Source organism: Pseudomonas mandelii (assembly GCF_006438925.1).
Classification (GTDB): domain Bacteria; phylum Pseudomonadota; class Gammaproteobacteria; order Pseudomonadales; family Pseudomonadaceae; genus Aquipseudomonas; species Aquipseudomonas mandelii_C.
Map to the genome: position 1 here is coordinate 236,044 of NZ_RCZA01000004.1, position 19,833 is coordinate 255,876.

17 protein-coding genes and 1 pseudogene are annotated in these 19,833 nt (G+C 59.0%); 14 read left to right on the forward strand and 4 right to left on the reverse strand.

Going from position 1 to position 19,833, the window contains the following annotated elements; translation table 11 throughout:
• Nucleotides 1-128 precede the first annotated feature (128 nt).
• The 6 genes and pseudogenes from EAH74_RS11135 (at nucleotide 129) to EAH74_RS33850 (ending at nucleotide 6,819) form a co-directional block, all read left to right on the forward strand.
• Nucleotides 129-1,391, forward strand: coding sequence for a serine hydrolase domain-containing protein (locus EAH74_RS11135; RefSeq protein WP_140678285.1), 1,263 nt, complete (start codon nucleotides 129-131; stop codon nucleotides 1,389-1,391).
• A gap of 118 nt (nucleotides 1,392-1,509) precedes the next feature.
• Nucleotides 1,510-2,847 carry an alginate export family protein gene (locus tag EAH74_RS11140; protein ID WP_140678287.1) on the forward strand — a complete coding sequence of 446 codons (1,338 nt, stop codon included), beginning with the start codon at nucleotides 1,510-1,512 and terminating at the stop codon, nucleotides 2,845-2,847.
• A gap of 38 nt (nucleotides 2,848-2,885) precedes the next feature.
• Nucleotides 2,886-3,989 (forward strand): polyamine ABC transporter substrate-binding protein, encoded by a 1,104-nt coding sequence (locus EAH74_RS11145; protein ID WP_140678289.1) that lies wholly within the window; start codon nucleotides 2,886-2,888, stop codon nucleotides 3,987-3,989.
• Nucleotides 3,990-4,037: 48 nt separating this feature from the next.
• The gene (locus EAH74_RS11150) at nucleotides 4,038-4,526 is read left to right on the forward strand and encodes a DUF3237 domain-containing protein (protein WP_140678291.1); all 489 of its coding nucleotides are present in this window, start codon (nucleotides 4,038-4,040) and stop codon (nucleotides 4,524-4,526) included.
• A 442-nt stretch (nucleotides 4,527-4,968) separates the two neighbouring features.
• A pseudogene (locus tag EAH74_RS33845) lies at nucleotides 4,969-5,961 on the forward strand (HAMP domain-containing protein); the annotation flags it as partial.
• Between the two features lie 102 nt (nucleotides 5,962-6,063).
• Nucleotides 6,064-6,819, forward strand: a complete 756-nt coding sequence (locus EAH74_RS33850; protein ID WP_430539781.1) for a methyl-accepting chemotaxis protein — start codon at nucleotides 6,064-6,066, stop codon at nucleotides 6,817-6,819.
• A gap of 62 nt (nucleotides 6,820-6,881) precedes the next feature.
• On the opposite strand, the gene EAH74_RS11160 is transcribed toward EAH74_RS33850, so the two are convergent.
• Together EAH74_RS11160 and EAH74_RS11165 are read right to left on the reverse strand one after the other, a co-directional pair.
• Nucleotides 6,882-7,835 carry an aldo/keto reductase gene (locus EAH74_RS11160; RefSeq protein ID WP_140678295.1) on the reverse strand — a complete coding sequence of 318 codons (954 nt, stop codon included), beginning with the start codon at nucleotides 7,833-7,835 and terminating at the stop codon, nucleotides 6,882-6,884.
• An 89-nt stretch (nucleotides 7,836-7,924) separates the two neighbouring features.
• Entirely contained in the window at nucleotides 7,925-8,536 is a 612-nt protein-coding gene (locus EAH74_RS11165; protein WP_140678297.1) for a TetR/AcrR family transcriptional regulator, read from the reverse strand.
• A gap of 354 nt (nucleotides 8,537-8,890) precedes the next feature.
• Here EAH74_RS11165 and EAH74_RS11170 point away from each other — a divergent pair, with 354 nt between their 5' ends.
• The 5 genes from EAH74_RS11170 to EAH74_RS11190 all read left to right on the forward strand — a co-directional run bounded on the left by EAH74_RS11170 (nucleotide 8,891) and on the right by EAH74_RS11190 (nucleotide 13,702).
• Nucleotides 8,891-9,559: a GntR family transcriptional regulator gene (locus EAH74_RS11170; protein ID WP_140678298.1), complete on the forward strand. Its 669-nt coding sequence runs from the start codon at nucleotides 8,891-8,893 to the stop codon at nucleotides 9,557-9,559.
• A 72-nt stretch (nucleotides 9,560-9,631) separates the two neighbouring features.
• Entirely contained in the window at nucleotides 9,632-10,438 is an 807-nt protein-coding gene (locus EAH74_RS11175) for an ABC transporter substrate-binding protein (RefSeq protein ID WP_140678300.1), read from the forward strand.
• Nucleotides 10,439-10,450: 12 nt separating this feature from the next.
• Nucleotides 10,451-11,224, forward strand: a complete 774-nt coding sequence (locus tag EAH74_RS11180) for an amino acid ABC transporter permease (RefSeq protein ID WP_140678302.1) — start codon at nucleotides 10,451-10,453, stop codon at nucleotides 11,222-11,224.
• 2 nt (nucleotides 11,225-11,226) lie between these two features.
• A complete protein-coding gene (locus tag EAH74_RS11185; RefSeq protein WP_140678304.1) occupies nucleotides 11,227-12,006 on the forward strand; it encodes an amino acid ABC transporter ATP-binding protein in 780 nt (259 codons plus the stop codon).
• A gap of 85 nt (nucleotides 12,007-12,091) precedes the next feature.
• The gene (locus EAH74_RS11190) at nucleotides 12,092-13,702 is read left to right on the forward strand and encodes a gamma-glutamyltransferase family protein (protein WP_140678306.1); all 1,611 of its coding nucleotides are present in this window, start codon (nucleotides 12,092-12,094) and stop codon (nucleotides 13,700-13,702) included.
• A 65-nt stretch (nucleotides 13,703-13,767) separates the two neighbouring features.
• Here EAH74_RS11190 and mhpT read toward each other — a convergent pair whose 3' ends face one another.
• Nucleotides 13,768-15,003, reverse strand: a complete 1,236-nt coding sequence (gene mhpT / locus EAH74_RS11195) for a 3-(3-hydroxy-phenyl)propionate transporter MhpT (RefSeq protein ID WP_140678308.1) — start codon at nucleotides 15,001-15,003, stop codon at nucleotides 13,768-13,770.
• Nucleotides 15,004-15,338: 335 nt separating this feature from the next.
• Between mhpT and EAH74_RS11200 the strand changes: the two genes are divergently transcribed.
• The gene (locus tag EAH74_RS11200) at nucleotides 15,339-16,649 is read left to right on the forward strand and encodes an OprD family porin (RefSeq protein WP_140678309.1); all 1,311 of its coding nucleotides are present in this window, start codon (nucleotides 15,339-15,341) and stop codon (nucleotides 16,647-16,649) included.
• A 57-nt stretch (nucleotides 16,650-16,706) separates the two neighbouring features.
• On the opposite strand, the gene EAH74_RS11205 is transcribed toward EAH74_RS11200, so the two are convergent.
• Nucleotides 16,707-17,195, reverse strand: a complete 489-nt coding sequence (locus EAH74_RS11205; RefSeq protein WP_140678311.1) for a MarR family winged helix-turn-helix transcriptional regulator — start codon at nucleotides 17,193-17,195, stop codon at nucleotides 16,707-16,709.
• A 211-nt stretch (nucleotides 17,196-17,406) separates the two neighbouring features.
• Between EAH74_RS11205 and EAH74_RS11210 the strand changes: the two genes are divergently transcribed.
• Together EAH74_RS11210 and EAH74_RS11215 are read left to right on the forward strand one after the other, a co-directional pair.
• Entirely contained in the window at nucleotides 17,407-18,237 is an 831-nt protein-coding gene (locus EAH74_RS11210) for a p-hydroxycinnamoyl CoA hydratase/lyase (RefSeq protein ID WP_140678313.1), read from the forward strand.
• A 129-nt stretch (nucleotides 18,238-18,366) separates the two neighbouring features.
• Nucleotides 18,367-19,815: an aldehyde dehydrogenase gene (locus EAH74_RS11215; protein ID WP_140678315.1), complete on the forward strand. Its 1,449-nt coding sequence runs from the start codon at nucleotides 18,367-18,369 to the stop codon at nucleotides 19,813-19,815.
• The last annotated feature ends 18 nt before the right edge of the window (nucleotides 19,816-19,833 follow it).

Consider the following 19,833-nt stretch of genomic DNA (forward strand, 5'->3'; position numbering starts at 1 on the left):
AGGGTAGGTCCGCGCTGAGCGCTCGAAGTAATTTAATTGAGAAAAAAGTTTTATTGACTAAAAAATAATATCGGGTAATTATTTCCCTGCATCTGCTCGCACGCAGAGTCATTTTCAGGGTCAACCCGATGAGTCAGAACACCGTGCCTTCACTGGCCAGTCTTTACATCGAGACTAATGGATCGTCATTCGACGCGCGCCAGGCGCCTTTGCTTATGCAGGGCTTCCCGGCAGAGCCGCAACGCCGCGTCACTTGGAACAATTGGATGCGCCCGCCGTTCAGCCAGTGGGGTTTCCGTAATCTGGCGCGCCTGCGTCCCTCCATTGATGTGCAGGCGGGTTCCGGGCCGGTCAGTACCTTGCAAGAATTTGCACACGCGTTGGATGAGCTGCACTTCGACAGTGAGTGTGGTCTGGTAATCAGCGTCATCGATCACCTGGTGGCCAGTCAGACCGATGCCTTTTTGGTGATGCAGGGCGACACCGTGCTGTTCGAGCGCTACTTCAACGGTCAGCGGCCCCGAGACCGGCACGTCATGTTCTCGGTGACCAAGTCACTGATCGGCACTCTCGGTGAGCAACTGGTCTGTGACGGTTTACTCAACCCTACGTTGCCCGCAGCGTATTACGTGCCTGAGTTGGTGGGCAGCGCGTTTGGTGATGCCACCGTACGCCAGCTGTTCGACATGGCCGTGGGCATTGAGTACAGCGAAGTCTATGACGACCCCAACTCGGAGAGTTCGCAATACGGCTATGCCTGCGGTTTTCAGCCTGCACCTGCGCAATACGCCCAGTTCGAGTCGTTGTACCAATACCTGCCGTCTCTAAAAAAACGCGGCACCCACGGTGGCTTTTTTCATTACGTGACCGCCACTACCGAAGCCTTGGCCTGGGTCATGGAGCGCGCCTCGGGCAAGGCCTGCGATCAGTTACTGCAAGAAATCTGGAGCCAATTGGGGTGTGAGCGTGACGGCTACTTTATGGCCGACCCGTGGGGGCGCAGTGTCGCCGGTGCCGGTTTCAGCGCCACTTTGCGTGACATGGCGCGTTTCGGTCGCCTGCTGGCCAACGATGGTCGCCAGGATGGACTGCAACTGTTGTCGACCGAGACGGTCGCACGTCTCTTCGCCGGTGCCGACCCAGCGATATACGCCAAAGAGTCCGACTTCTCCAGCTGGACCCCCGGCGCTTCCTACCGCAGCCAGTGGTACGCCTTCAACGACCACAGCCAGGCGATTATGGCCGGTGGTATTCATGGCCAATACCTGTTTGTCGACAAGCCGTCCGGTGTGGTGATCGTCAAGCAGTCATCGCTGACCGACGCCGTCAGCCAATTCGATGCTGACAGTGTGCGCATGCTGCGTGCCATTGCTGCGCACCTTAGCGACTGAAACGCCCCATAAATACAAGAAGTTTGCGTCCTATTCGCCTGGCTCGGCCAGGTGTTGGCGGCGTACTGCGCCGCCATTTCACTGCCCTGTAACAATAATAATCACGCAGGAGCTTCATATGGTTTCGATGACGCGTTTCTCTCGAGCGCTCTTAGCGTTCGGCTTACCCCTGACCACCCACGTTGCGTTGGCTGGCTACACCTTCGAGGACGGCAACCTCAAGGGTGAGGTCAATCTCAGCACCGGGGGGGCGACTATTTCCACTCGCAACGTCAACTTTGGCAGTGGCCGCGTCGATGTGCGCAGCGGCAAAAATGGCGGCACGGAAATCGACTGGCAGGAGTTCTACGTCAAGCCAGGTATCAAGCTGGACTACTCGCTGCAGCCTGACTTCAGCCTGCTGGCCGGCGGCTCGCTCGTGGCGGCGACGACCTTGGGCGATGGCGATGCCGGCGGCTTTACGCGCAGTTCTGACGGTGATGTGGCCGCCGAAGAACTCTATGGTGGTTTCCGCGCCGGGGAATGGACGCTGACTGCCGGGCGCCAGAACTACATGATTGGTACTGGCTTCATCGTCATGGACGGTAACCTCGATCAGCTCAAGGACGGCGCCTACTGGCTTGGCCCCAGAACCGCTTTCAAGGATTCGGCCATCCTGGCCTGGGATCATGGGGCCTTGAAGAGCCAGGCCTTCACCTTGCGAACCGACGACGATCTGGGTGACTTCCGCATGACGGGCGCGAACCTGGACTACAACCTCGACGACCAGGTGACGCTGGGTGCCATGGCGATGAAGGTTCATGCGCTGGGCCCCAAGGGCAGTACCGCCCCTCGATTCCGGGACGGGATGCTGGTGTACAACGTAAGGGCACTCAACGCCAAGTTGCCGGGCGTGTCCGCCCTGACGCTCAACGCCGAATATGCGCTGGAGAAAGGCAGTGGCGAGGGCGTCGATTACGATGCCAACGCTTGGTATGGCCAGGCAGACTACGCGTTCAATAGTTTGCCTCTGACGCCGGTCATCGGCTATCGCTACGCCAGTTTTTCCGGCGATGACAACCTCACCGACAATCGCCAGAAAGCCTGGGACCCTCTGAGCAAAGGCTTCGTCGACTGGAGCACCTGGCTGGTGGGGGATGTTGTTGGTAACTATCTGTTGTTCAACAGCAACGAAAATGTTCAGCAGTTCTCACTCAAAACTCACCTGAACCCAACGCTGACTCTCGGTGCGATTCACTATCAGTTCTGGCTGGACGAGAAAAACTACATGGGCGCCCCCGTCAGCGATCGGCGCTTTGCCGATGAGAGCGTGGTTTTCCTCGACTGGACGCCGACTCCGTCGTTCTATACGTCACTGTCGTATAACTGGGTCAAGCCGCTGGCCGCTGCCAAGCAAGTATTCGGCGATGATCAGAAATTCAGCGCGCTGGAACTGTACTTCACCTACCGCTATTAAGTGTCGCGAGCCCCGCGGCCGCGTAGGAGTGTTTCACTATGAACAAGCATGTACGTAACACCCTGTTGTCCGTTGCGCTGTCGTTGCTGACGGCGGGCGTTTCCCTGGCTGAAGAGCGCACGGTGCGCATCTATAACTGGATCGAATACTTGCCACCGGAGATCCTCAAGAGTTTTCAGGAGGAAACCGGGATCCGTCCGATCTATGACGTGTTCGACAGCGTCGAGACCCTGGAGTCCAAGCTGCTCACCGGCAACTCTGGCTATGATGTTGTCTACCCCGGCAGCGCCAACCTGAGTCACTTGATCGCGGCGGGTGCTGTCCAGCCTCTGGACCGCAGCCAGTTGCCGAACTGGCAACATCTGGACCCGGAGTTCATGAAAACCCTGGAGGCGGTGGGTGACACGGGCAACCGCTACGCTGCGCCCTACCTGTGGGGCACCACGCTGATCGGCTACAACGTCGACAAGGTTCAGCAGATTCTGGGCGCCAATGTGCAGATGAACACCTGGGACATGATCTTCAAGGAAGAGAACCTCAGCAAGCTGGCCAGTTGTGGCGTCGGTTTTCTCGATGCAGCCAACGAGATCTTGCCCATCGCCTTGCACTACAAAGGCCTCAATCCCAACAGCCAGAAACGCGAGGACTACCCGCAGGCTCAGGCGGCAATGATGAAGATTCGCCCTTACGTCACCTACTTCAACTCGTCGCGCTACGGCATGGACCTCGCCAACGGTGACATCTGCGTCGCCGTTGGCTGGTCGGGCGGCGTGGCGCTGGCCAAAAGCCTGGCCGATGCTGCGGGCAAGGGTGTGAGGGTGGAAATGGCGTTACCCAAGGAAGGTGCGCCGATGTGGTCAGACGTGATGATGGTGCCGGTTAACGCGCCCCACACCAAGGAGGCCTACGAGTTCATCAATTACATCCTGCGCCCGGATGTGATCGCCCGGATCAGTAACAAGATCGGATACCCCAACCCGAACAAGGATGCCACCGCGCTGGTGAACGCCGACATCCGTAACAACCCCAACATGTATGTGCCGGACGAAGCGCGCAAAACCCTGTTCGCTTTACAGCCCATGCCGCCAGCCATGGAGCGGATCCGCACTCGCACCTGGACCAGCATCAAGACCAATCTCTGATCATTGTGGCCCGGTGCTGTTGTACCGGGCCACACAGGAGTGTTTGCCATGACTGAACCATTGGAGTTGATGGGCGCTGCTCCCAATCTGCAGCGGGTGCTGACCCTGTGCGTCGATATCGGCCCTGGGCTGATATTGGGGGAGAGCGTCGAGGGAGTGCGTTGCAACTATCCTATTGTCGGGGGGGATTTCGAAGGGCTGGACTTCAAAGGTCAGGTGTTGGCCGGGGGCGAGGATATCTTCCTGCTGCGCCCTGACGGCGTCGGTCAACTGGACGCACGCTACAGCTTGCGTACCGACCAGGGGGAGTTGATCAACATCCGTAACATCGGCCTGCTGAACATGACCGAATACGGTCGCCAGCTGGAGCGACAAGGCCAGTGGCCGATTCCCGAAACGGAGTACCACTGTACCTGCACGCCGGTGTTTCAAGTGCCTAAGGGGCGCCTGGACTGGCTCACCCGTGCAAGCTTTATCGGCCAGGTGCATTACCCCAATGCAAGTCAGGTAGTGATTCGCTGCTACCGCTTCTATTGATGCCCGAGATTCACCTCTGCTGTTGAGTACGGCCTCTGTTAACCCTTGTCGCTGGCGCGCATCGCCGGTTGGACGCGTGTGGATGACATGCAGTGCAGGGAGGTGTGACGGGCTCTTTTTCTGATCGGCGACAGGCATGTCGCCATTTTTTTGTGTGGCCGCTCAGCACAGGAGACTCGCCATGTTTGTCACTTTACGAGCCCGAATTATTGTATTGGTCGGGCTATGCCTGACACTGTTGGCCTTGGCCCTGATCGGCACCGCAATCAAGGAAATGAGTGGTTTGAGTCAGCGCGCCGAGGGGCTGACCTCTGCCAGCCTGACCCAGGATATCGAGGAGCGCGTGGCCGAGTCCGTTGGTTTCCAGTCCTCTGGCGTCCAGGAGTTTTTCCGCGATGCCCTGCGCGTCGGTGAGGCTTCATCAGCGGAGGTCATGCGAATCATGTCGCTTAGCCGTAGTGGGGCGCTGACACCAGAGCACGCCAGGGCCTACATCACCGGGCAGTTGCAGGCCAGCTTGCAAGCCAATCCGATGTTTATCAGCACTTATGTCGCCTTCGAGCCCAACGCTTTCGACGGGCAGGACGCGCGCTTTGCCGGACAGAGCGAACTGGGTAGCAACGAGCTGGGGCGTTTTGCACCGGTCTGGTTTCGCCAGAGCGGCGGGAAGATGGAGCAAGTCACGGTGCAAGAAAAGAGCATTGTCGACGACACGCCCATGGCCGACGGCAAGGTGTCCCGCACCTGGTATGACTGCCCGCTACGAACGATGCAGCCTTGTCTGCTGAATCCCTATCTCGATGATGCCTCTGGCAGTCCGATTCTCATGACCTCGCTGACCCTGCCAGTGATCGATCACGGTCGCGTGGTGGCGGTGCTGGGTATCGACATTCAGTTAAGCCAGATTCAAGCCTTATCCCTGGCCGCCAAGGCAGGCTTGCCGGGGCAGGGTGGGGATGTGTGGATTGTCAGCGCCTCTGGACTGGTTGCTGGCAGTACGCTGGACAAGGATGCACTGGGCGGTCAATTCAAGGAACCTGGCGTGGAGTCTTCCGCATTATTGCCAGGACAATCACGACCGCTGCAGGATTTGCTCGTCAGTCAGACGTTCTCACCCATTCCAGGGGCCGAGCCTTGGCGTATTGTGGTCAAGGTGCCCTCTAAGCAGATGTTCGCACCGCTGCTTAAGTTGCACGAAGCGATGAATGAGCACCTCCTAGCGGCAGTGCAAAAGGAGGTGCTGATGGGCTTGGCGCTGATGGTTTTTGGACTGGTGGTGATCTGGCTCGCGTCCCTGAGCATCGTACGACCACTGCGGGCAATGTCACTGATGGCCGACGATCTGGCCCGTGGCGAAGGCGATCTGGTCAAGCGCCTGGACTACGCCCGTGCCGACGAACTGGGCGGGGTGGCCAGCGGGCTAAACGCTTTTCTTGATGTGTTGCAGCCTATCGTCACCCGTCTCAAGGGCTCGATGACCGAGTTGCGGGCAGCGGCGGCCAGATCTGCCCAAGGCAGCACCGCCAACTTGCAAACCATGGAGCACCAGCGCCAGGACATCGATCAGGTCGCAACGGCTATGTACCAGATGAACCTTTCGGCGCAGGAGATTGCTCGCAATACCGCATCGGCGTCGGAAGCGACGGGGGCTATTTTGCAGGCCATCGACGACGGCACGGGGCTGATCGAAAGAACCACCCAAATAGTCGCCCGTCAGGGCGAAGATCTGGCCAACGCCAACCGTCAGGTCAACCAGCTGTCCGTCAAGAGTGAAAAGATCGGCAGCGTCCTCGACATCATCCGCGACATCGCCGAACAGACCAACCTGCTGGCGCTCAACGCAGCGATCGAGGCTGCACGGGCTGGTGAATATGGAAGAGGGTTTGCCGTGGTGGCCGATGAGGTGCGCAACCTGTCCAGCCGCATTCAGGACTCGATTCAGGAAACGCGCTTGATTATCGAAGACCTGCAGCAGGATACCGTCGTCGTCGTGCATTCGATGACGTTGAACCAGAGTCTGGGCCAAGAACTGGCGGCGCTGTTTGGTGCGTTAGTCGAGTCGCTGTACGGCGTCGGTGAAGGCATAGGTCGGGTGGCTCAGATGAACGTCCAGATTGCCAGCGCTGCCGAAGAACAGAGCGCGGTGTCGGAGCAGATCAACAGTTCGGTCGGTCGCATCCGCCGGCTAAGCGAGGACCTGACGGTCAGCGCACGTGAATCGGCGCAGGAGATTGCCGATGTCAGTGGACAGGCCACAGAGCAAGGACGTTTGCTGGAGCGTTTCAAGACCTGAGGTGAGGGGCACTGTGGCCGGTCATGCCAGCCACGTGCCTGGGCTATCGCGTACAGCCAGTCTCAAAGGAGACTGGCGAGGTCTAGTCGCTCAAGGGTTTGAGCATCCAGCCTCAGCTGCGTCGAACGCGCCAGGCTGTTTAGTTGCTCCAGGTTGGTGGCACTCGCAATGGCAGAGGTAATGCCGGGTTGGTGCATGACCCAGGCCAAGGCGATTTCCGCAGGTGAGACTTGCTGCTCCTGCGCCACCTGATGCAGAGCGTGCAAAATGCGCATGCCGCGCTCATCGAAGTACTTTTCCAGGTCCTCGCGGCGAGCACTATGCGTCAGATCATTAAGGCCTTTGTATTTGCCACTGAGGAAACCCGACGCGAGGCTGAAGTAAGTCAGGACCTCGCAGCCCTCGGCCAGGGCAAAAGCACGCAACTGCTGTTCGAAGTCATGGCGATCATAGAGGTTGTACTCCACCTGAAGGCAGGCGTAATGGGGCAGGGCGTGGCGATCGGCAGAGGATTTAGCGGCCTGTAGATCTTCGAGGGAGTAGTTGGATGCGCCGATCGAGCGAACTTTTCCGCAGGCGATCAACGTGCTGTAGGTCTCCAGGGTTTCCTCGTGTGCTGTCGAGGCATCCGGGTAGTGGGAGAAGTACAAATCGATGTAATCGGTTCGCAGTCGACGTAGCGAGTCATCCACGGCTTGCAGGATTCTGCCTTTCGAGAGCCCGTGCTGATCGGGCGAGAGTTCGGCCCCGACCTTGGTGATAATTTTCACTTCACTGCGTCGGTAGCTGTTCTGACTCAGCCATTTGCCAATGATGGCTTCCGACTCGCCGCCGCTATTACCACTGGCCCAGATGGAATAGGCGTCTGCGGTATCAAAGGTGTTGATGCCGAGTTCAAACGCTGCGTCGAGTAGCTTCAGCGAATCTTGTTCGTTGACGGTCCAGCCAAAGACATTGCCGCCCAGCACCAGGCGTGAACTCTCCATCGTTGAACTGCCCGAATTATCTTTTTTCATACCGGTCCGCCGTTCGATTTAATAATCGGCCCTCTGGTGTTTGGCGTTCAGCCAAACACCCTGCGAGGTGGTTGCATCTGTGTGTTTTCTCAGGCCCGCATGCCGTAAAAGAGCAGCTCGGTGATATGCCTTACCTGAGCGGAGTGGGACTCGACATCCGGCGGTTCCTGGTTGACCAGCCTGAACAACTGCAGGTGTGAATAGTCGTTCAACAGGAAAGCGGCCAGGTCGACGTTGAGGTCAGCGCGTAGCTTGCCAGCCTGTTGCAGCTCTCTGAGCAATCCACTGATTTCAGCCCGGAGCGCATCGTTCATGGCGCGATAGCCTTCGGGCAGTCCGTTGTCGCCGCCAAACAGGATCAGTGGCAGCAGTTCACGCCAGAGGCTGGGGTGCATGACCTCCAGTGCGTAACCGGTCAGCCGCCGCTCCAGGTAACACATGGCATCGACCGGATCCTTAATGTCAGGCATCTGGCTGCGGGCGTCCTTGAGTGCTCGCTGGTCGGCGTCGTGCAGGATTTCCAGAATGATTTCCTGCTTGTTACCGAAGTACTTGAATACGGTGGGCGCCGACACCCCAGCCTGGTTGGCGATTTGTTCGATGGTGGTGTTCTGGAAACCCTGGCGCTCAAACAATTCGATCGCTGCCTTGCTGATGGCTTGGCGTCGTTCGACTTTCTGACGTTCACGTAGTCCGCTCACGGGAGGTCCCTGTCGCTATGAAAAAGGGGGGCGGATGTCGCCCAATCATCCATGCAAAATACTTAATCGAGTAAAACTTTTAAAGCGCTAATTTCTGTAGTGCGCTCTTTCGCGAGAAAGAAAGCCTTCGGAGGTGAAATGAGCTGTTACCTGGATACCGTTATTCACCCATTTTGGGGCGCACTGGGCCATTTCGTAGCACACGGCGAGTGTCACGCCGATCTAAAGATCACCAGTTTTTGAGTCGAAACTCCTTTCCAATTAAGAACTTGAGGCAGTTTTTAGCAGGCTGGCACGGTTTCTGCTTTTTTGAATCCGTGGATAATTGGATACAAAACTGCAAAAGGTGACGTTATGCAATTCGCTCCCACCTACGTTGAACGTCAGCCCCTGACCGCCGAGGAGGAGGCTTACAACTTTCTGCTGGAAGCGATCTGTGGCGGTCGTTACCGCAAAGGCGACCGTCTGATCGCTGAGGACATTGCCAGCGAAGTCGGCATGAGCCGGATGCCGGTGCGCGAAGCCTTTCGCCGTCTCGATGCTCAAGGCCTGGTCACCCTGCGGCCTAACCGCGGGGCCATAGTCAGTGGCCTGGATTTCGACGAATTGCACGAAGTCTTCGAGATGCGCAGTGCCCTGGAGGGGCTGGCCATCCGCGTGGCCGTGGCCAAGATCGGTGAACGTCAGCTGGCGGCTCTGGAACGCATGCTGGACGAGATGGATGACTACCGCGACGAAAGCGCCGAATGGGTCAGGCTTCATCGTGCCTTCCATGAATACCTGTGCAGCCTCAGCGGCCGTCCTCGGCTGATGAAGCAGATATCGGCGCTGTATTCGCTGATCGAGGCGCCAATGCGCCTGTGGCTGCAACACAGCGAAAAAACCTTGAGCGCTCGCCAGGAACACGCGGTGATCCTTGACGCCATTCGCTCAGGCGATGTCGACCGGGCGGAGGCAATAGTGCGCGAGCACATCGAGGGCACGGTGCCGGCGCTGATCCAGTTTCTGCAATCGGAAAAATAGAATCGGGCTCAAACCCGACAGTGTTTTGACTTTGAGTACTGCCCCGTTACTAAACAACTGGAGTGTCTCGTCATGCATAAACGCCATATGTTACTTGCGGCTGTATCCCTCGGGCTCTGTGCACAGTGGGCGGTTGCCGCGCCCCAAGTGCCGGAGCGACTGCAAAAGGCCGACAAACTCACTTATTGTTCGGGCATGGACTCACCGCCCTTGGTGTCTTTCGATGAGGCGCAAAAACCCAGGGGCCTGACGGTCGATCTGGGGCTGGAAATCGCCAAGCGCCTGGGAGACAAACCGGTGCAATGGCGGGTCATTCCTTTCTCCGGGTTGCTGCCAGCATTGCTCGCCCAGCAGTGCGACATGATCGTCGATCAGCTGTTCGACAAGCCCGAACGCAGGGAGGTGATCGACATCGTCAACTACATGTATTCCAGTCAGTCAGTGGTTGTTCCAAAAGGCAATCCCAAGGGCATCAAAACCCTGGATGGACTGTCTGGGCACAAAGTGGCAGTGCTCAATGGCTCGACGATCAAAACCTTGCTGGACGCCGAGAACGAAAAGCTGACCAAGGCTGGCAAGACTCCAATGAAACTGGTGGTCTACAACAGCGACACCGACGCCTTTCAGGCGCTGCGCATCAGTCAGGTCGACGCCTACGGTACCACCGTGGAAACCGCCGGTTATTACGCCGCCATGGCGCCCGATCTGTTCGAGGAAGGGGTGCCGGCCTTCAGCCGGATTCTCACTGGCTTGGGAATTCGCAAGGATGATCCGCAGCTCACCGCAGCGGTACAACAGATCATCAGTGACATGCGCAGCGACGGCAGTTACGTGCAGTTACTGAGCAAGTGGCATGTTTCCAGCGACACACTCGACTGAGGCGAACGCTCGATGAATTTCAATTGGGATGTGTTCTGGCAATACCTGCTGCAGCCCAGCGAGGTGTATCTCACCGGACTCTGGCTGACCTGTCTGATCAGTGTGCTGGCGATGGCATTGGGTTGTGTGTTGGGGCTGGCGGCGGCGCTGATGCGTCTGTCGCGTAACCCGTTACTCAACCTGCCGGTACGGTTTTATGTATGGCTGATGCGCGGTACGCCGCTGTTGGTGCAGATCGTTTTTCTCTACACCGCATTGGCGGCCGGCGGGATCTTCCGATTTGAGGACGTGCAACTGTTCGGTTTAGTAGTGCCGGGCAATATCCAGGCAGCGATTATCGCCCTGGGTCTGAACGAAGGCGCTTACATGGCCGAGATCATCCGTGCGGGGATTGGCGCCGTGGACAAAGGGCAGTACGAGGCTGGGCGTTCGCTGGGCATGACCTTCGCCAAACTGATGCGGCGAATTGTTCTGCCTCAGGCGTTCCGGGTCATCGTTCCGCCATTGGGCAACGAGTTCAACGTGATGCTCAAAAATACGACGCTGGTCAGTGTGATTGGCGTGCAGGAGTTGCTGCTGAGCACGCAAATGGTCACGTCGGCGACATTCCGGGTATTTGAACTGTACCTGGTGGTGGCGATTTATTTCCTGCTGTTGACCACCCTCTGGGGCTTCTTCCAGCGTTGGCTGGAAGCGCGTTTCGGACAGTCCGATCGACCCGCACCGCCAGCGGCTGGTAGCCGCATGTTCGGCCGCGGCACGCTCAAATTGCTGAGGGGACGTTAAGCATGGCGCACAAAAGTGAAGAACTGATCATCGAGGCCCTGGATATTCACAAGTCCTTCGGCGACCTGGAGATTCTCAAGGGGATTTCCTTGCAGGTGCGGCGCGGTGAAGTGGTGGTGTTGATCGGTGCCTCGGGCTCGGGCAAGACCACCTTCATTCGCTGCATCAATCTGCTAGAGGACATTCAGGGTGGGCGCATTCGCGTCAACGGCCGAGCCATGGGTTACCGCGAGCGCGCAGACGGCAGCCTGGTACGCGACTCCGAGCGCAACATTGCTCGACAGCGCCGAGACATTGGGATGGTCTTTCAACGTTTCAATCTATTCCCCCACATGACCGCGCTTGAAAACATCATGGAGGCACCGATTCAGGTGCTTGGCGTGCCACGCGCCGAAGCGTTGGAACAGGCCCGGGCGTTGCTCGCCCGGGTCGGTCTGGCGGACAAGGCGATGCATTACCCGTCGATGCTGTCCGGTGGACAGCAGCAGCGCGTGGCGATTGCTCGGGCGCTGGCGATGAAGCCACAGGCCATGCTGTTTGACGAGCCCACCAGCGCCCTGGATCCCGAAACCGTGGGTGAGGTGCTGCAGGTGATGAAGCAGTTGGCCGATGACGGCATGACCATGGTGGTGGTCACCCATGAAATGGGTTTTGCCCGAGAAGTCGCTGACCGCGTGGTGGTCCTCGATCAGGGTGAACTGATCGAACAGGGGCCGCCGGAGCAGATTTTCAGTCGACCCACACACCCGCGAACCCAGGCCTTTCTCAGCCGCGTGCTGTGACCTTTTCAGTCGGGCCTTTGATCACTCGGGGAATGGAACCGGATCACATCCGGCCAGTGAATCTTTGTTTGGAAGATCTTTTGCCATGTTGAAATTTTCTGCCCACGAATATCCCTATCCGTCGCAACGTCAGAGTGTGTTTGCCCGCCGTGGCATGGTCGCGGCTTCACAGCCACTGGCCGCCGAAGCCGGCATCGAAATCATGCGCAACGGCGGTAATGCCATTGATGCCGCGATCGCCACGGCGGCGGCTCTGACGGTGGTTGAACCCACCGGTTGCGGCTTGGGTGGCGACGCCTTTGCCCTGGTCTGGAGCAAAGGCCAATTGCACGGACTGAACGGCAACGGCCATGCGCCGGCAGCGCTGACTATCGATGCAGTCAAGGCGTGTGGTCACGAGCAGATGCCGCTTTATGGCTGGACGCCGGTCACGGTGCCCGGATGCCCTTCTGCCTGGGCGGAGTTGTCCAAACGGTTCGGCAAGCTGCCCTTTGCCGAGTTGCTGCAGCCCGCCATCAGTCTGGCCCGGGATGGTTTTCCACTGTCACCGGTGGTCGCTCAACAATGGCAGACCGCTCTGGATGAATTCAGCCCCCATCGAGACCCAGTGCTCGACGTCTGGTTCGATACCTTCCTGATCGAGGGCCGTGCACCCAAGGCCGGTGAACTGTTCCGTAACCCGGCGCAAGCCCGAACGCTGGAAGAACTGGCGAACAGCGCTTGCGAAAGCCTCTACCGCGGCGACCTGGCTCAGCGTCTGGATGCCCATTCCCGCGCCACCGGCGGTTACCTGCGAGCCAGCGACCTGCAGGACTATCGCGCCCAATGGGTGGATCCGATCAGCATCAACTACCGCGGCTACGATGTGTGGGAAATCCCCCCGAGCGGGCAAGGACTGGTGGCCCTGATGACCCTGAAAATCCTTCAGGGCTTTGACTTCGATCACCGGGATAGCCAGCAGACCTGGCATCGTCAGTTGGAAGCCATGAAGCTGGCCTACAGCGACGGCCTGCATTACATCACCGATCCGCTGCACATGCGTGTGGCCGTGGCTGACCTTCTCAGCGATGCCTACAGCAGCCAACGTCGCGAACAGATCACTGATCGGGCGCGTGAACCCAATCCCGGCGATCCCCACGCTAGCGGCACGGTGTACCTGGCCACGGCGGACGCGGAGGGCAATATGGTGTCCTTCATCCAGAGCAACTACCACGGCTTTGGTTCCGGTGTAGTACTGCCAGACAGCGGCATCGCCTTGCAGAACCGGGGACAGGAGTTCAGTCTCGATCCCGACCATGCCAACTGCCTGGCACCGGGCAAAAAAACCTTTCACACCATCATTCCCGGTTTCATCAGTAAAGGCGACGCGCCGGTGGGACCGTTTGGCGTCATGGGAGGCTACATGCAGCCCCAAGGTCATGTGCAGGTGGTCATGAATCTGGTGGATTTCGGTCTCAACCCCCAAGCCGCGCTGGACGCTCCGCGGTGGCAATGGCTAGGGGATATGAAGGTCGGCATCGAACACGGGGCGTCTCGGGACTTGGCCGCTTCGCTGGCACGGCGTGGACACCAGATTCAGGTTGATTGCGACCTGATCAATTACGGCCGAGGGCAGATCATTATCCGTGACCCGGACACCGGTGTGCTATGCGGCGGCACCGAGCCGCGAGCCGATTCCCATATCGCCGTGTGGTAACCGGCCGCTGAAAACAAGAAAAGAGACCTCGGTCTCTTTTTTTGTTTCTGCGGCAGGCGGCGCGGTCAGGGTTTGTCCGTGACCGGGGTTGCCGTCCTCAGTTCGGGCACAGTCTGCGGGGCCGATCGGACAATCACGCTGATGATGGTCAGTGCTGCAATCACCAACCCAGGTGAAGTCGCCAGTAACACCCCAGTGGTGCCGGCACCGGCCGCCAGTATCTGCCCCGCAGCCAAGGGACCGGCTACCGACCCAAGGCGGCCGACGGCCACCGCGGCGCCGACGCCGGTGGCACGTACCGAGGTGGGGTACGACGGTGGTGCCAAGGCGTAAAGCACCAGCTGCGCGGCCATCACAAACAACCCTGCGCAAAACCCGGCGATGGCCATGGGGACGATGCCCACCGACAAGCCGACCCCGGCCAGCGCTGCCAGCAATGCGGCGTATACGAACAGCACCACCTTGACGCCGTTGCAGCGATCCAGCAGCAACCCGCCAAGTAGCGAGCCGAGGGCGCCGCCGATGTTGAACAGCATCTGCACCAGGCCAGCCTCGCCTTTGCTGAAACCTTGTTCCAGCAGCAGTGATGGCAGCCAGTTGAGCAACATATACATCACGGTCAGGGTGAAGAAGTAGCTAAGCCACAACGCCAAGGTGACGCGGGCCCGGTCTTCGCCGAATAACGCTTGGCCGGTTGAAGCGCGGGCCACGGTGACGGTGCCTTGTTGCTGGCGAAAGGCGCTGGACTCGGGCAACAACAGGATCATCAGCGGCACCACCAGCAACGGCGCGAGCCCGCCGATGATGAAGGTCGTCTGCCAATGCTCGGTGAAGAGCATGGCGACCACCGCCGCCAATGCGCCGCCCAACGGCACGCCGGCATACATGATGCTGATCGCGGTGCCACGACGTTGCTCACCCACGGCCTCGGCACACAGAGCAATCAGATTGGGCAGGGCGGCGCCCAGGCCCAGGCCAGTCATGAAGCGAGCCAGTAGCAGGCCAGAGAAACTGCTGACGTAGGCGGTGCTGAGGGAGAACACACCGAACAGCAGCACCGCTGCGATGAGGATTTTCTTGCGGCCGATACGATCGGCAATCCAGCCGCCGAAAAAGGCGCCCGGCAGCAAACCGATAATTCCGGCGCTGAATACCCAGCCCATCGATTTCGGGTCCAGGGCAAAGGTCTGGCGCAGGCCCGAGGCGGCGGTACCGGCAGCTTGCAGGTCGAAACCTTCGATCAATGCAACGATAAAACACAGGGCAATGGTCAGCGTCGTGCGACGTGATGGGGTGTCCATGGCGAACCTCATTATTGTTTTTGTTGGTGTGCTGACGGATGAGCGCGAGCCTGTTCTCACGAGGCGATGACAGGTCTCAAATAAGATTAACAAAGATAACTAAAAAATGAATACTCAAAATTGTTTGCTGAAAAAACAGCATTAAACCTATTTAAATCAATTAGATGACATCTACATAAAGATAAATTATGAAAATAGATAACAATATTAATGTTCGTTTATCGATCACTTACGGTTGACGCCACGCCAGGCTGTTTTCATTCTCTGGCCGCAGATCTCCGGGATAACCCCAACGATCCCGTTCAAAAAACAACAACAATAAGTGGACATCGAACATGCCAAACCTTCCTTGGGACGCCCTTGTGGCGGATTCAACCTTACCTGTTCGCTCACGCTACCTGGCTTTGCTGGGCCTGAGTTTGATTGCGCCATCGGCGCTGGCTGACGGCTTCATCGATGACAGTCACGGCACCTTGACCTTGCGTAATTACTACCTGGATCGGGATTACAAGGACGACGGAGCGAAAACCGCGGCCCGGGAATGGGCTCAGGGTTTCATCATGAATGTGGAGTCGGGCTTTACCCCGGGGACCGTCGGCTTCGGCCTGGACGCCCGTGGGTTGATGGGGGTCAAGCTGGACTCGGCGCCGGACCGCAGCGGCACCGAGTTGCTGCCGGTGTCCAGCAGCGACAAGCGTGCGGCGGACGAGTATTCGCGCCTGGCCATGACTGCCAAGATGCGTGTTGCCCAGACCACGGTGAAAACCGGCGACGTGTCGATCTTCCTGCCATTCGCTTTCGCCAGCCCGTCGCGGCTGCTGCCGCAGACTTTTCGCGGCACCACGCTCAGCTCAAAGGACATCGAAGGACTGACCGTCAACACCGGCTACATCGACCGCATCAACAAGCGTGATTCCACCGACTACCAGCCAATGAGCATCGCTTCGCCAAACCGGCGTTTCAACGGCGCGGCCACCTCATCGCACATGGCCTATGTCGGCGGCGATTACCAGGTGAACAAGGACCTCAGCCTGCGCGTGTATCACGCCGAAGTGGCGGACCTGTATCAGCAGAACACCCTGGCGTTGCTGCACACGCTGCAGGTGGGCGAGGGCACGCTGACCAGCGACCTGCGCAGTTTTTTCAGCGATGAAGACGGCAGCGCCAAGGCCGGCAAAGTGGACAACCGCAACCTCTCGGCGCTGTTTGGCTATCGCTTTGGCGGCCATCGTTTGAGCCTTGGCTATATGCACGCCAGTGGCGACACGGCGACGCCCTATGTGTCAGGCACCGAGTTGATGGGCATGAGCGAGCTGACCATGAGTTCGGATTTTCTCAATGCCAAGGAGCGAACCTGGCAGGCAATGTACGACTATGACTTCGCTGCCGCCGGGGTGCCCGGCCTGAAGAGCCGCCTGCGTTATGTGCGCGGTGACCATATCGAACTGGCGGCATTGAATGCCGACGACCGCAAGGAGCGGGAGTTCCAGATGGAGCTGGGGTATGTGATCCAGAGTGGTCCGCTGAAGAATGTCGGGCTGATGGCGCGCAAGTCGATCTATCGCAACGACTTCCCCGCCGGCGCGGCGTTTCGCGATGAAAACCAGACGCGCTTTCTGGTGCTCTACACCGTGCCGATCTGGTAAGCCGTTTCACTTGTAATGAATCCGGCCGCTCCCCAGGAGCGCGCCGGCGTTCGCGTTTCAGGCCTGATAGACCTTTTTCAGCAACCTGAGCAGTTCTTCGCGTTCCTGGCTGTCGAGAGCGGACGTGGCATCCATGTCGCTCTCGGCGGCAATCAGCTTCAACTCCTTGAGTAGCGTCTCGCCGGTCTTGCTCAGGAATATCCCATAGGAGCGTTTGTCCGGTTTACAGCGTACCCGTACCGCGAGCGCGCGCTCTTCGAGTTTGTTAAGCAGCGGCACCACTTGGGGCGGTTCGATAGCCAGGGCTTTGGCCAGGTCGGACTGCATCAGCCCGGGGTTCTGCTCGATGATCGCCAGTGCCGAGAACTGCGCGGGCCGCAAGTCGTGGGCCGCAAGTCGGCTGATCAGATTCTGGAACAGTTTCAACTGGGCTCGGCGCATGGCGTAACCGATCAGTTCGTCCAATGCGGAGTCCATGGGCGCCTTAATTTCGACGTCGTCGGCCAGGGCTTCGGGGGCAGCGACATTTTTGGACGACTTGGCCATTGCGGGAAAATCCCTCGGGTTTCAGGTTAATAAAGGTATCTAGTTTGACGAGGTTGGACAGGAATAGCTACGTCAGGAGCCTAACACGGCGCCTTTCAATGAGCTCGACGGCGAAAAATATTTGGTTAATTCAATTAATAGTTAATTGACATAACTAAATTGTCGGTTTAGTTTTTACCCATCGTCAAGCCAAGAACAAGAGAGCATCACCATGAGCAATTACGAAGGTCGCTGGACAACCGTCAAAGTGGAAATCGAGGAAGGCATCGCGTGGGTCATCCTCAACCGCCCGGAAAAACGCAACGCCATGAGCCCGACTCTGAATCGCGAGATGATCGACGTTCTGGAAACTCTGGAGCAGGATCCGGACGCGGGCGTACTGGTGCTGACCGGTGCGGGCGAAGCCTGGACCGCAGGCATGGACCTCAAGGAATACTTCCGTGAAGTGGACGCCGGCCCGGAAATCCTTCAGGAAAAAATCCGTCGCGAAGCCTCTCAATGGCAATGGAAACTGCTGCGCATGTACGCCAAGCCGACCATCGCCATGGTCAACGGCTGGTGCTTTGGTGGTGGTTTCAGCCCACTGGTGGCCTGTGACCTGGCGATCTGCGCCGATGAAGCCACCTTCGGCCTGTCGGAAATCAACTGGGGCATTCCGCCGGGCAACCTGGTGAGCAAGGCCATGGCCGACACCGTGGGCCATCGCCAGTCGCTGTACTACATCATGACCGGCAAGACCTTTGATGGGCAAAAAGCCGCCGAGATGGGCCTGGTCAACGAGAGCGTGCCCCTGGCGCAACTGCGTGACGTGACTATCGAACTGGCGCGTAATCTGTTGGAGAAGAATCCGGTGGTGCTGCGCGCGGCCAAGCATGGCTTCAAGCGTTGCCGCGAACTCACCTGGGAGCAGAACGAAGATTACCTGTACGCCAAGCTCGATCAGTCGCGCCTGCTGGACACCGAAGGTGGCCGCGAGCAGGGCATGAAGCAGTTCCTCGACGACAAGAGCATCAAGCCCGGTTTGCAGACTTACAAGCGCTGAATTGCAGCGTTGAAATCAAGGCGAGCTGGCCGGGCGATCGAGCGTCCGCCAGCTGTTCGCTTCGGCGCCTCGGCGCTACTGTGAACCCCTCGAACGTATTCCCGATAAAGACAATAAAGAGGAATCACCATGCTGGACGTGCCCCTGCTGATTGGCGGCCAGTCGTGCCCCGCCCGAGACGGTCGAACTTTCGAACGGCGTAATCCGGTGACCGGTGAAGTTGTGTCGCGCGTTGCCGCCGCCACCCTGGAAGATGCCGATGCTGCGGTCGCCGCGGCCAAAGCGGCATTCCCCGCCTGGGCGGCCCTGGCCCCCAACGAGCGACGTACCCGGTTGCTGCGCGCGGCTGAGCAGTTGCAGGCCCGCAGCGCGGAGTTCATCGCGGCGGCCGGCGAGACCGGTGCCATGGCCAACTGGTACGGTTTCAATGTGCACCTGGCGTCCAACATGCTGCGCGAAGCCGCGTGCATGACCACCCAGATCACCGGCGAAATCATTCCCTCCGATGTGCCCGGCAGCTTCGCCATGGCCTTGCGTCAACCCTGCGGCGTGGTGCTGGGCATCGCGCCCTGGAACGCGCCGGTGATCCTCGCCACTCGCGCTATCGCCATGCCGTTGGCCTGCGGCAACACCGTGGTGCTCAAGGCGTCGGAACTGAGCCCGGCGGTGCACCGGCTGATCGGTCAAGTGTTGCAAGACGCCGGCCTCGGTGATGGCGTGGTCAACGTCATCAGCAACGCGCCCCAGGATGCCGCGGCGATTGTTGAACGGCTGATCGCCAACCCGGCGGTGCGTCGGGTCAACTTCACCGGTTCGACCCATGTTGGGCGCATCGTCGGCGAACTGTCGGCGCGTCATCTCAAACCGGCGTTACTGGAGCTGGGAGGCAAGGCGCCGTTCCTGGTGCTGGAGGATGCCGACCTGGATGCAGCGGTGGAGGCGGCGGCCTTTGGCGCCTTCTTTAATCAGGGCCAGATTTGCATGTCCACCGAGCGCCTGATTGTCGATGCCAAAGTGGCCGATGACTTTGTCGCCAGGCTGGCGGCGAAGATCGCCACCTTGCCCGCGGGCAATCCGAATGCCGAAGGTTCGGTCCTCGGTTCTCTGGTGGACAGCAATGCCGGTGAACGCATCAAACTGTTGATCGACGATGCCCTCGATAAGGGCGCAACCCTGGTTGCGGGTGGTCAGCTGGAGGGCAGCATTCTGCAGCCGACCTTGCTCGACGGCGTTACCGATGCCATGCGTCTGTACCGCGAAGAATCCTTTGGCCCGGTGGCGGTGGTACTACGAGGCGAGGGCGATGAAGAGCTGTTGCACTTGGCCAACGATTCCGAATTCGGCTTGTCGGCGGCGATCTTCAGTCGCGACACCAGCCGCGCTCTGGCCTTGGCTCAGCGGGTCGAATCGGGTATCTGCCATATCAACGGCCCGACCGTGCACGACGAGGCGCAGATGCCCTTCGGCGGAGTCAAGTCCAGCGGCTATGGCAGTTTTGGCGGCAAGGCGTCCATCGAGCACTTCACTCAGTTACGTTGGGTGACCTTGCAGAACGGACCGCGGCACTACCCGATCTGAGCAGTCGTCGCACCGTTG